Origin of the sequence: Nocardiopsis listeri (assembly GCF_020741345.1) — a bacterium.
Classification (GTDB): domain Bacteria; phylum Actinomycetota; class Actinomycetes; order Streptosporangiales; family Streptosporangiaceae; genus Nocardiopsis; species Nocardiopsis listeri_A.
The window spans coordinates 1-13,235 of record NZ_DYZD01000100.1; the positions used below are offsets into that span (position 1 = coordinate 1).

The 13,235-nt window shown below is 70.4% G+C and carries 6 protein-coding genes and 1 pseudogene; 6 read left to right on the top strand and 1 reads right to left on the bottom strand.

Going from position 1 to position 13,235, the window contains the following annotated elements; translation table 11 throughout:
• Positions 1-4,934 (bottom strand): biotin carboxylase N-terminal domain-containing protein (locus tag K8V84_RS06230; protein WP_304071612.1); only part of this gene is annotated, 4,934 nt, incomplete at its 3' end.
• Between the two features lie 433 nt (positions 4,935-5,367).
• Here K8V84_RS06230 and K8V84_RS06235 point away from each other — a divergent pair.
• From K8V84_RS06235 to K8V84_RS06260, 6 genes and pseudogenes are all read left to right on the top strand, one after another.
• Positions 5,368-6,198 carry a siderophore-interacting protein gene (locus K8V84_RS06235; protein ID WP_304071615.1) on the top strand — a complete coding sequence of 277 codons (831 nt, stop codon included), beginning with the start codon at positions 5,368-5,370 and terminating at the stop codon, positions 6,196-6,198.
• Positions 6,199-6,419: 221 nt separating this feature from the next.
• Complete coding sequence (locus tag K8V84_RS06240; RefSeq protein WP_304071617.1) at positions 6,420-7,115, top strand: TetR/AcrR family transcriptional regulator; 696 nt, start codon at positions 6,420-6,422, stop codon at positions 7,113-7,115.
• A gap of 41 nt (positions 7,116-7,156) precedes the next feature.
• On the top strand, positions 7,157-9,646 hold the full coding sequence (locus K8V84_RS06245; RefSeq protein ID WP_304071620.1) for an MMPL family transporter: 2,490 nt from the start codon (positions 7,157-7,159) through the stop codon (positions 9,644-9,646).
• 100 nt (positions 9,647-9,746) lie between these two features.
• Positions 9,747-10,643 carry a GAF domain-containing protein gene (locus K8V84_RS06250; RefSeq protein WP_304071622.1) on the top strand — a complete coding sequence of 299 codons (897 nt, stop codon included), beginning with the start codon at positions 9,747-9,749 and terminating at the stop codon, positions 10,641-10,643.
• Between the two features lie 140 nt (positions 10,644-10,783).
• Positions 10,784-11,200: pseudogene (locus K8V84_RS06255) on the top strand (sodium:solute symporter family protein); the annotation flags it as partial.
• A 123-nt stretch (positions 11,201-11,323) separates the two neighbouring features.
• A partial coding sequence (locus K8V84_RS06260; protein WP_304071623.1) for a tetratricopeptide repeat protein occupies positions 11,324-13,235 on the top strand: 1,912 nt, incomplete at its 3' end.

Below are 13,235 nucleotides of genomic sequence, written 5' to 3' on the forward strand. Positions count from 1 at the left end.
AGTACCACCAACGGACGGTTGCCGCTGGCGGCGTTGATCGCCCGTGCCGCCTTCTTCGACGACTGCGGGAACAGGGTGCCCGCGGTGTAGGTGTCGGGGCCGTCCGCCGGCGGGAAACCGCGTCGCGGCACCGACCGCGACTCGATGCCCAACAGGCACACCGGGATCCCGCCCAAGTGCACGTCCTGTACCGCCGCGGTGTCGGCGTCGGCCATGCCGGCCCAGCGCTCCAGCACCGGGTGGTCCTGGTCCGACAGCGCCCGCATCACGGTCCGGATGTCGAACGGCTTCTTGCGGTCGGGGTTGGCCGCACTGGAGAAGATCTCCCCGACCGTGGTGAAGTCGCTGCCCTCCACCACGTGGGGGAAGTCCGAGACGTCCCGGTCGGCGGGGTCGGAGGTCGCTGCCCGTCGTGGGGCCTGCTCGCCCGGCGCGATGTAGGTGTGGTCGTAGTGAGCCATGAGGATGTCGCGGGCGGCGATGAGGTTGGGCGCCCAGTACTGGGCCTGGCCGTTGGGGCCCATGACCCGGTCGTAACCGCCGATGCCGTGGTTGTCCTCGGCCGACACGCCACCGGAGAAGTCCAGCGACTGCTTGCCGGTGAGCACCATCGCCGAGTCCGGGGTCATCACCAGGATGCCCTTGGTGTGCATGAGCATCGTCGCCTCGGCGTTCCAGTACGGCTGCGCGCCGACGTTGATGCCCGCCACGACGATGTTGATCTCACGCCCGTCCTGGGTGAACTCCACGATGCGCTTGAGCGCTGCGGCCACCCAGTCCATGTTCTCGGTGCCCGAGTCCATGGAGATGCGTGCGCCCGCCGACAGCGCGTACCACTCCAGCGGTACGTCCATCCGCTCGGCCAGGTCCAGCGCCGCGATGACCCGGCGGCACTCGGCCTCCGACAGCGCGCCCAGCGACTTGGTGGGGTCGCCCAGCAGGACCACCCGACTCATGCCCTCGAGGTGGCGTCGGGTGCGGGTGGTGACCACACCTGCGACGATCGCCGCGGAGTTGCGGCCCTTGGGTCGGTCCACCGGAACCAGCGCGTGGTGCTCGTCCAGGTCGTGCTCGACGAAGTCGCCGAGCAGGTCGGTGAGCTCGTAGGGGTAGACGGTGTTGCGGCTGCCGGCGCGCAGCACCTTCTGGCGGTAGTCGTCGATCGGTTCGACCGGCTCGGTGGACAGGCCACCGATGGCCAGCCCCGGTTCTCCGGTGGCGTCGAAGGGCACCCGCACCGCCGTCTTGACCAGTTCACCGGTCTCGGCGTCGCGACGGCGCGCGATGAAGAGGATCTCCTCCAGCCCGGCCCCGGTGACGGTGGGCAGGACCCGTCGCCCGATCGCCTGGATCTCCTCGTCGGTGATATCGACCGGCGGCCACACGTACATGACGATCCGGTTGGTGTTGAACCGCTTCTTCGCCGGTCGACCTGCCTGGGCGCGACGGATCGAGTCCAGGCAGGTGGCGATGGTGTTCTCGGCGGTGGGCAGGGAGATGAGCCTGCCCTCGTGGTCGCGCAGCTCGGTCAGGTCGCGGATCTGGGTGAAGGCGACCAGCCGGTTGTCGGAGGGGTTCTCCTGGGCCACGGCCCGGAACAGGTACACCTCCTCGTCCGCGGACGGCAGACGGGTCAGGTCGAACCGGTTCCAGCGCTCCATCTGCATGCGCTCGGCGATGTGCGGGTGCAGCCCGCGGATGAGCCGGTCCTCCTCCAAACCGGAGGAGGAGGGACGGAACGTGAAGTGGTGGTGCATGACCGAGCCGTCGCGACCGGCGACGGTGGTGGTCAGGCGGCGCACGCCCGCGGGCATCGGGTGCAGGTTCACGGCCTGGTGCAGAGCGGCCGCCGTCGCGTCGAAGTCCTCGGGCTGCTTCTCCCAGGACAGGTACAGGTCGGCGTCCACCGGAAGGTCGCCCTGGGCGTGCTCGGCCAGGCCCCGGACCGCGTCTCCCAGGTTCTCGAACCCGACGGCGGCCGACACCAGGCGCACCCCGGCGCGTTCGGCCACCACGTAGGTGCACCCCGAACCACGCGTGGTGCGCACGTCGGCCAGACCCTTGTTGCCGTAGTAACGGCGGGTCAGCACCTCCAACAGCACGGCGTTGTCCAGGTCGGCGCGGACCAGTCGCTGACCGAGCAGGCGCACCAGCGGTTCGGTGGTGCGCACCATGGCGGCCACGCGCTCGGCGCGCTCGGGCGAGTCCGGGTTCTGGTCCAGGTGACGCAGGTGACGGCGCACCTCGGCGTAGACCTGGGCGCGGTGTCGGCGCAGCATGGGCTGACCGAACCACGCGAACACCACGCCTCGGGCCAGGTCGGCCACGGCCGGGAAGCGAACCTGGGTGGCGGCCACGAGCCGTTCCAGGGCCAGACCGGTGGGCTCGTGCAACTCGGCCTCGGGCGGAGCGTCCTGTAGCCAGGCGCGCAGCAGACCGGTGACCAGGCGCGCGTCGCTGGAAGAACGCTGCTGGGCGAGGAAGACGCGGAAGACCGCGGCCTCCAGCTCGGGGGTGCGCTCCAGGTCGGTCACCCCGTAGTGCGCCAGGGCACGGGACAGCCTGGTCTGGAACGACTCGGGCAGCCCGGCCCGCTCCACGTCCAGGCTCTGCAGGTAGGTGTGCAGGTACTCGCGGGGGCTGTGCACGTGGGTGTCGCCGACGTCGTCCGCACCGGCGGGCCGGTTGCGGCTCAGCTCGGCCAGGTCGGCGAACACGTCGAGCAGGTCCAGCTCGGCGGCCAGGGGGCGGTGGCCGGCGGAGACCGCCTCGTGTCGGGCCGCCAGGTACTCGTCGAACACTCGACGCTCGTCCAACGGGTCGACGTCGAAGCCCAACAGCAGACCGAGCAGGTCCTGCCGGCCACGCGCGAGACGCTCGGCCACCGGAACGTCCCCGGCCGGAGGGGGAAGTTCGAGCTCGACCGGGGCGGTGTCCGCCTCCTCGGCCTCCTCCGTGTCGGCCAGCGGCTCAAGACGCAGCAGTGGGGCGCCGGTCTCCACCTGGCCGCCCACGATCACCGCGCACTCCTTCAGGCGGGCGCGGAACGGCGCACGCAGCACCGTCTCCATCTTCATGCTCTCCAGCACCAGCACCGGCGCACCGGCCTCGACCTCGGCACCGACCTCCACCGGAGTGGCGACCACCAGAGCGGGGGTGGGCGAACGCAGCACGCCGCCCTCGTCCAGGCTCACGCGGTGCGCCACACCGTCGACCTCCACCAGGTGGACCGGACCGTGAGCGCCGATGAGCAGGTGGTGGCGGGAGCCGTTGACGGTGATGCGGCCGCTGTGCCGGTCGAAACGCTCCAGCTCCACGTCGGCGGTGCGCGTGTCCTCACCGGCCGCCACGACCACCCGGAACCGGTCGGCGCCCAGACGCGCCACCCGTACCCGGTAGCCGATCCCGCGCAGCTTCAGGTCGAGCGGACGACCGCTCTCGTGCTGCACCTGGGGGCGCCCGCCGAAGGCGGTGGACAGCAGCCGCTGCCGCTCGACCCGCTCCTCCTCCTCGTAGGCCTCGATGGCGGCGGCCGACAGGGCCACCGCGGAGTGCCGGTGCGAGACCAGGTCACCCTCGGCGCGCACCCGGTCGATCCACCCGGTGTCGGCGGAGGCGTCGATCACCTCGGGCCGGTCCAGCAGGTCCAGCACGAAGCTCTTGTTGGTGGCGCCGCCCTCGATGATCACGGTGGTCTCGCGCATCGCCCGTCGCAGACGCGCCATCGCCTGCTCGCGGTCGTGCCCGTAGGCGATGATCTTGGCGATCATGGAGTCGAAGTCGGCGGGGATGGTGTCGCCCTCGGCCACACCGGTGTCTACGCGGATGCCGGGGCCCGCGGGCAGGTCCAGGCGGGCGATGCGTCCGGGGGAGGGAGCGAAGTCGCGGTCGGGGTCCTCGGCGTTGAGCCGGGCCTCCACCGCGTGCCCACGCTCGGCCGGGGCCTCGCCCTCCAGCCTCCCACCGCCGGCCACGTGCAGCTGGCCGCGCACCAGGTCGAACCCGGTGGTCGCCTCGGTGATGGGGTGCTCGACCTGCAGACGGGTGTTGACCTCCAAGAACGCGAAGAGCTTCTCACCGGGGTGGTAGAGGAACTCCACGGTGGCGGCGCCGCGGTAGTCCACCGCGATGGCCAGCCGCTCGGCGGACTCCTTGAGCTCCTTGGTCTGCTCCGGGCTCAACAGCGGGGAGGCGGACTCCTCGATGACCTTCTGGTTGCGGCGCTGCACCGAGCAGTCGCGCACGCCCAGCGCCCAGGCGGTGCCCTGACCGTCGGCGATGACCTGTACCTCGACGTGGCGGGCGCCGGTGACCAGACGCTCCAGGAACACGATGCCGCTGCCGAAGGCCCTGGCGGCCTCCTGGCTGGTGCGCTCGTAGGCCTCGGCGAGTTCCTCGCCGTCGTTGATGACGCGGATGCCGCGCCCACCGCCCCCGGCGGTGGCCTTGAGCATCAACGGGTAACCGATCCGCTCACCCGCGGCCAGGGCCTCTTCGAGGCTCTCGACGGCGCCACGGCTCCACGGGGCGACCGGGACCCCGACCTCCTCGGCGATGAGCTTGGCGCCGATCTTGTCACCGAGTCTGCGCATGGCCTCCGGGGAGGGGCCGACGAAGGTGACCCCGATGCGTTCGCACAGTTCGGCGAAGGCCGGGTCCTCGGCGACGAAACCCCACCCGACCCAGGCGGCGTCGGCGCCCGACTCCAGCAGGGCGCGCTCCAACACCTCCAGGTTCAGGTAGGGCCGGGAGGCGGCGGGACCGAGGTCGTAGGCCAGGTCGGCCTCGCGCACGAACGCGGCCGTGCGATCGACGTCGGTGTGCAGGGCGACGGTCTCGATCGGTGTCCCGCTCTCCGCGGCGATGTCACGGACGGCGTGGATGAGCCGCATGGCGGCCTCCCCACGGTTCACGATTGCGACACGACTGAACACCCGAATGAGCCCTTCTGTAAGACCAATGATGTGCGCGCGGCGACATGAGAGACGGCCCCGGCGTTCTCCACCTTCTCGTCTGGAGGCCTCCGAGCGCCATGACGCACCCAACGCATCTTGAGGGGGTGGAGTTGTGGAGATCGACCAAAAACGACCCGTGACCCGACTCCGCGGGCCGCCCGGACCGCCCGAGGGCGTGTTCTCACACACATGGTGGGACGGGGAGCTCTGTGGGGATCCCACAACCCCCACCCCGTCGGACCGAGAATTCGACGCCGACCCGGCCTCGATAATTTAGTTAGGTTAGTCTAACCTGGCCAAGGTGAGGTCTTCCGGGTTCCTGGCGGAAGCCGTGACCGCACCCACCCCGAACAGCCCGAATCGCGGATCGAGGACGCCCCCTCCCGATCGACCGCACCTCGAGGAGGCACCCATGGCCGAGAAGCTCGCCGACTTTCGCCCCGTCCACCCCCGCGCCGCCTCGGTCCGCTCCCTGGTCGTGCACGCCGCCTCTCGCCCCTTCCCCGGCTTCGCCCGGGTCACCCTGCGCAGCACCGGCGACGGGTTCGAGGACGACTTCGAGTACCTGGGCTTCGACCACTGGTTCCGACTGTTCCTGACCGCCCCGGACGGCACCCTGGACCTGCCCCTGGGCGGAGCGGAGGGATGGTACTCCCGCCTGCTGGCCATCGAGGAGTCGCACCGTCCGCTGGTGCGCAACTACACCATCCGTGACGCTCGCCGGGTGGGCGATGTCTGGGAGCTGGACCTGGACTTCGTCATCCACCGCTGCGTCACCACCGGCGAGGTCGACGGCGTGGCCGCCCGCTGGGCCCTGGAGGCCCGCCCCGGCGACCGCATCGGCATGCTGGACCAGGGGCGCATCTTCAACATCGAGGGCCACACCGGCCCGGTCCTGGTGGTGGCCGACGAGAGCGGGCTGCCGGGCGTGGAGGGGATCGCCCGATCCCTGGACGGCGCGCCCTGCGACTACGTCCTGGAGATCCCCGACGCCGCGGACCGCCGCGAGCTGGTCGGCGCCGACCCGGTCTGGAACGTGCGCACCTACGGCGTCTCCGCCGGTGACCTGGCTCTGGAGCACCTGCGCTCACGCGGCATCAGCGCCGACACCCGCGTGTACGTCGTGGGTGAGGCGGCCTTCGTCCTGGCCACGCGTTCCCTGGCCCTGGAATCCGGGGTGCCCAAGGACAACGTCCAGTTCTGCGCCTACTGGCGTGTGGGCCGCCGCGCCAAGCGCAAGTGACCCCGCCGCCCCGTCCTCGCTCGTGAACGTCCCGCACCCGGTCCCACAGGGGCCGGGTGCGGTCGTTTCTTCCCTCAGGCGACGAAGGCGAACAACGCCCTGTGGACGATCGGCGTGGACCGCCACCCCGCCCACGATGGCCCGCCGCGTCCGAAACGGTGTGAGCGGGTGCACTCAGTGCGTCGTTGCACTGAGTGCACCGATATCCGTAGTCTTGCACCATGGCAGAAAAGCGGCGCACGCCCGCCACCGACCGACGTGAGGCCCTCAAGGCACGGCATCGACGCGCCATCGTCGACGCCGCGGCCGAACTCATGTCCGAGATCGGCGGCACCGACTTCACCGTCGACCGGCTCGCCGCGCGCGCCGACGTCTCCCGACGCACCGTCTTCAACCACTTCAAGACGATGGACGACATCACCCTCGAGGTGTTCCGCGAGATGCTCGCGGTCGTCCTCGACGGCGTCGACGCCAACCTCGCCGCGAGCGGCGAGGACACCTCGATGTTCGATCGGGTCGCGGGCGCCCTGCGCGCCACCGACCTGGTCACCCCGATCAACGAGCTCACGCGAATCTTCCAGACCGAGGACTGCGGCCCCGGCCACGTCCTCGACATCGGCGACCGGGCCCTGAACCCGCGCCAGGCCGTGCTCTTCGAGCGCGCCCTCACCGACCTGGGAACCCGGATCGCGGCCACCACCCTGCGCCACCACCCCTCGGCCGACCCCATGGAGGTCGAGCTGATGTGCGGCGCCCTCATCGGTGGCGCCCTGGTCGTGGTCCGTCGCTGGGAGAGGGCCACCGAAGGGGTCGACACCGCCGAGTCCCGGCGGGTTTGGAACGAACTGTTCGATCGCATGATCGGCACCTACCGCGACGGCCTCGGCACCCTGGACACCGGCACCGCGGCCACCTGAGCGCATCCGCTCACCCCACCCACCACTCCTGCGGAAGAACCATGGCTGAACTTCTCTACCGACTGGGGCGTGCCTCGGCACGGCGCGCCCGCACCGTCATCGTGCTCTGGCTGGCCCTGCTGGTCGCCGCCGGTGGCGCCTTCTTCCTCTTCTCGGGAGAGCTGGAGGACGGTTTCTCCATCCCCGGCACCGCCACCGACCAGGTGAACCAGCGCCTCAAGACCGAGTTCGACGGCATGGGCGGCGGCGCCGGCACCATCATCCACCAGACCGATGACGGCGAGCCCTTCACCGACGAACAGAAGGAGGCCATCGGTGAGCGGGTCGACCTCGCCACCGAGGTCGACGGGGTCGAGGCCGTCGTCGACCCGTTCGCCACCGAGGACGAGCGTGCCGAACAGGCCGAACTCCTTCGGGAGGGGCGCGAACAGATCGACGACGCCCGCGCCGAGATCGAGGCCGGTCAGGAGGAACTGGACGAGAACCGCGCCCAGGCCGAGGCCGCCGGGATGCTCGACCAGATGGAGGAGGCCCTCGACGGCGGGCAGGACGAGATCGACCAGGGCCTGGAGTCCCTGGAGTCGGAGGAGGAGAAGCTCGAACAGGGCGAGGCCCTGATGGAGATGGCCGACGGCATCGGCACCATCTCCGAGGACGGCAACGCCGCCATGGTGATGGTCTCCTTCACCGACGCGCAGGAGGAGGTCGCTCAGGAGACCCGCGACGCCGTCATCTCCGTCTTCGAGTCGGAGCCGGTCGACGGGGTCACCGTCGAGTTCGCCGACGACATCGCCATGGAGCTGCCCAGCCTGGTCAGCAAGGCCGAGATCATCGGCGTGGTCGTCGCCGGTGTCGTCCTGGTGGTCATGCTCGGCACCCTCATCGGAGCCGGCCTGCCGATCCTCACCGCCCTCGTCGGAGTGGGCATCGCCACCCTGATCACCATGTCGCTGTCCGGTGTCCTGGCCATCGCCGACATCACCCCGATCCTGGGTCTCATGCTCGGCCTGGCGGTGGGCATCGACTACGCACTGTTCATCGTCAACCGGCACCGACGCCAGCTCAAGCAGGGAATGGAACTGCAGGAGTCCGTCGGTCTGGCCAACGGCACCGCGGGCAACGCCGTGGTGTTCGCCGGCGCCACCGTGCTCATCGCCCTGCTGGGCCTGAACCTGACCGGCATCGGCTTCCTCGGCCTCATGGGCAGTGTCGGCGCCATCGCCATCGCCATCGCCGTGATCGTCGCCGTCACCCTCATTCCGGCGCTGCTGGGACTGGTGGGGCCGCGGATCCTGTCCAAGGGCGAGCGCGCACGCCTGGGCACCGCCTCCGCCAACGGCCAGGCGCCCGAGAAGCACAGCCACATCAAGCCGATGTCCAACGTCCGGGCGATCGGCCGGGCCGCCGTCGCCGTCATCGTCCTGGGCGTCATCGCCCTGCCCGTCCTGGACCTGCGCCAGGGCCTGCCGGACGGCTCCTCACAGTCGGTCGACTCCACCCAGTACAGGGCCTACACCGCCATCGAGGAGAACTTCGGGGAGGGCCGGAACGGCCCGCTCCTGGTCACCGCCGACCTGCCGGGCGGCCCCACCGACGACGAGGCCGAGGTCAACGCCGAGCAGTACCAGTACGAGGTCGCCGACGCCATCCACGCGCTGGAGGACGTCGAGGCGGTGGCGCCCATCGGTGTCTCCGACGATCGCACACTGGCCATCTTCCAGGTCGAACCGAGGCAGGGCCCCTCCAGCGAGTCCACCGAGGACCTCGTCCACACGCTGCGCGACATGGAACCCATCCACGGTGAGGCACCGCTGGGCGTCGCCGGTATGGCCAGCGGCAACATCGACATCTCCGAGCAGATCGCCGGTGCCCTGCCCACCTACCTGACCGTGGTCGTGGGTCTGTCCCTGGTCATCCTGCTGCTGGTGTTCCGGTCGATCTTCGTGCCGGTGGTGGCCACGCTCGGGTTCATCCTGTCCTACTTCGCCGCCCTGGGCGGTGTGGTCGCCGTCTACCAGTGGGGTTGGCTCGGCGGTCTGCTCGGGATGGAGAACCCGGGTCCGGTGCTGAGCTTCCTTCCCACGATCATGGTGGGCATCCTGTTCGGCCTGGCCATGGACTACATGCTCTTCATCGGCACCGGAATGCGCGAGGCCTACGTACACGGCGCCCCGGCCCGCCTCGCGGTGGTGCAGGGCTTCCGGGCCGGCCGTTCGGTGGTCACCGCCGCCGCGATCATCATGATCTCGGTGTTCGGCGGGTTCATCTTCTCCGAGATGATGATGATCAGCTCCGTGGGCTTCGGGCTCGCGTTCGGTGTGCTGCTGGACGCGTTCCTGGTCCGTATGCTGCTCATCCCCGCGGTGATGCACCTGGCCGGTGACGCCGCCTGGTGGCTGCCCAAGTGGCTGGAGCGCGTGTTGCCCGACGTCGACGTCGAGGGTTCGGCCCTGGAGCGCGCCCACCTGCACCAGGACGAGCCGACCGAGACGATCGAACCCGAAACGGGTGTCACGTCCGGTCGTGGCTGACCCTCGTTCACTCGGGCCCGGTGGGGCGTCCCGGCATCACGCCGGTGCGCCTCACCGGGCCTTTGTCACGTGGGGGGAGTGATCCCGCTAGGGTGAGCGCGTGAAAAAGCCCGTGAACCCCCTCCTGGGCACGATTTCGTGGCTGGGTTACATCGCGCACCGCCACAAACCCCTGGCCCTGTCGTTGTCCGGGCTCCTGGTCGCCTTCGGCGGTATCGTCTCCGGAATCGTGATCTGGTGGGGCGTGCCGCCGATCGTCGTCGGCGTGATCATTCCCGCCCTCGACCTTTGGTGGGAACGTCGCAGCAAGAACAACAACGAACTCACCTCCGCCCGTGAGAAGGTCCTGGAGGAGGCGCTGGCACCGTTGTTGGAACTGGCCGCCACCGTCACCTTCCGCCCCCGCGACAAGAGGGTGGAGACCGCCGAGGCCGCGGCGATGCGAGTGGCCGGCGACCTGCGGGCCGCCTTCACCTCCGTTCCGGGGGTGCGCGCCGTGGTGTTCGTGGTCTCCACCGACGGGCTCCGGATGGAACCGCGCTTCCCGGCGGGGCGCCCGGACCGCCCCCGCGACTTCGTCCGCGGCACCGAACGCGGTGACCAGGCCTTCCGGATCCTCGACGAGTTGCCCGGACGCTTCGTCATCGTCGAGGACCTGCGCGCGGAGGGCGCCGACACCCCCTATTGGGCGGGTACCGGCGCCCACTACAGCACCTTCATCGCCGCGCCGATCCGTTCCACCGAACACGCCTTCGGAATGGTCACCATCGACGCCCCCGACCCGGGCAGTCTCGACCACCAGCACGGCTCCACGATCGCTTTGTTCGCAGCCGCACTGGGTATATTGTTCGCGGAGGCGGCCCGAGGCGCGACCGGAGGGCCCGACCCCGAGAAAAGGAATGGTCGAGATGGGAAAGATCAAACTCACCAGACCCCGCGAGAACTACCTGGCCGAGAAAACGGAAACGCCGGAGGAAAAGCTCAAGAAGGCTCTTGAGGAGGTACGCAGCGAACGCCACCGGCGCGACCGTGCCCTGATCCGCTCCACCGGTGTGGTCCGCCCCGCCTGACCCCCGGGCGCACCCCTGCCCTCAAAGGCCCCCCGCGGTGGACGACGCCCTCGCGCCCTCCAGCCCCAGAAGGGCCGCCGCCGAGGACGAACGCGCCGCCCGCAACTCCACCCTGGGCATGCTCATCGCCGGCTTCTTCGCGTTCGTCATCACCACCGGGTCGTCCTTCATGCTGTCGGGCGCCTCCAACGTCGCCTACGACCTGTTCGCCAGGTTCGCCGGGGACAAGATCGGCGAACGGGGAACCCTGGTCGTGATCGTCCTGGGCCTGTACTTCCCCACCCCCACCGTGCTCGACCCGCAGATGTACTCCTACACGGTCCACGGCGCGGACATCACCCCGGCCGTCCTGGCGGTCCTGTCCTGGAAGCGCGCCACCACCGGTGCGGTGGCGCCCGGCGACTTCAACGGCGTGATCGTGGCGATGCCCGCCGCCGTGCCGGCCCCGGACGCGCGCACCCCGGAGGCCGCAGGCGTGGACTGACCCCGAGGCCGGAAGCGGACAGATGGGGGCGTCCCAGGCCCCGGGCCCGGCCCGGGGCCTAGGATCGGCGGTGGCCGTGACCACCCGGCGCACGCGTGCGAACACACCCCTAGGAGGCCGAAGGTGTCCGACCCCCGACACCACTACCAGTTGCGGGACAACCACGGCACGTCCATCCAAGGGGACCGGGTCTCCGTCACCTTCATGGAGCCGAAACCGCCCGCGCCGCCGCACCAGGCGCCCAACGCCGATCGCAAGTACACCAACCGCGTCGACGAACTCGCCCGTCTGGAGAGTGTGGCCGCTCAGGTCCTACGGGAACGACGCGGCGCGCTCGCCCTGCTCACCGGGGAGCGAGGGGTCGGCAAGAGCGTCACCCTCGCGGAGGTGGCCCACCGTGTGGGACGCGGGTTCGAGGCCGGTGACCTCTACTTCGACCTGCGCGACTGGCGGAACGGGGAGGGCGTGCTCGACGTGGCGGCGGTGCTGCGCAGGATGCTCGCCGAACTCCAGGTGGGGGACGTCGGCGAGGAGACCGACGTGTCGATCCTGCACGGCCGGCTGCGCAGGACCACCACGGGCGAGCCGCTCCTACTGCTCCTGGACGGGGTCGCCGACGAGAGGGATCTTCGAGCCCTGTCCCTGGGCACCGGCCCGCACCTGGTCGTGGCCGCCTGCGCCTTCGGGTTCACCTCGACCGCGGAGCTGGTGGCCGCCGGCGCCGAAGCCGTCACCCTCACGGCGTTGGGCGGGGACGACTCGCTCGCGCTCCTACGCTCCTTCCACGGTGTCGACCGGCGTCTGCGGGACCGCGACGAATGGGCCGCCGCCCAACGGCTCGTCGAACTCTGTGGGGGCCTGCCCGCGGCCCTGAGGATGGCCGCCGGGCACATCGAGGCCCAGGAACTGGGCGTGGCCGAACTGGTGAACGCGATCCGGGAGCGGCAACGCTCCACCTTCCCGCCACGGAGCGGCGCCGAGGTCGTGGTCGACCTCGCGGTCTCCGGTCTGGCACCGGATCGGCGCCGGGTCCTCGACGTCCTCGCCACGGACCCGGGCCGCGGCTTCGACCGGGAACTGGCCCACCTGGTGCTGGGGGAGCGGGCCGACGAAGTGCTGAACGGGCTGGCCGAGGCCGGGCTGCTGCATCGCGGCGAGGGCGGCGGTCGCGGGATGGTGGAACTGGTCCGCAAACGGGTCCGAGAGGAGGCGGGCGACAACCGGGCCTCCGACGCGGCCGCCGTGCTGCGCTACCACACCGTGACCCACCACCTGGCCGATCGTGCGGCACTGGGGGAACGACACCGGCTCACCGACGACCTGCCCACCGCCGAACTCACCGTTCCGCCCGGCGACCACATGGTTCCCTTCGACGGCCGGCGGGAGGCCGCGGAGTGGCAGGACCGTCAGATCGAACGTGTCCCCGAACTGATGTCCCTGGCCCTGGAACTCGACCGGCCCCTGGCGGTGCCGGCGCTGGCCGACGCGGTCTGGCCGACCTGTTACGGCCGTCGTCGTCTCAAGACCGGCGTTCGTATCTATCAACGTGCCCTGGAAGTGGCACGGCGGTTGGACCACCACGGTGCCGTCGCCCGCTGCGCCAACTACCTCGCCCGTCTGTACATCGAGCTCGACATGACGGAGCGGGCGCTTGCCCTGGTCGCCGAGGCGGAACGCGAGGCCGACCGTACCGACCACGAACTCGACCGCGCGGTGATTTTGGAGACACAGGCGTTGCTCAAGGAACGCGACCCCGACCTGCCCGGGTCGCCCGAGGCCTCTCCGAGAGAACTGCTCACCCGCTGCCGGCGGATCCACCGCGAGGCGGGCCGTCCGCGCGGTGAGGCGATGCAGACCTACCAGCTGGGTGGTCAGGCCCTGCGCCGAGGTGACCTCACCGACGCGCTCCAAGAGCTCACCCACGCGGAGAACATCGCCGACCGGCGTATCGCCGAGCTCGAAAGGGAGAGCCCGGACCGGTGGGCACGGTGGATCGTGGACGACTGGAAGCAGCTTCGGGCCCGGATTCGACTGC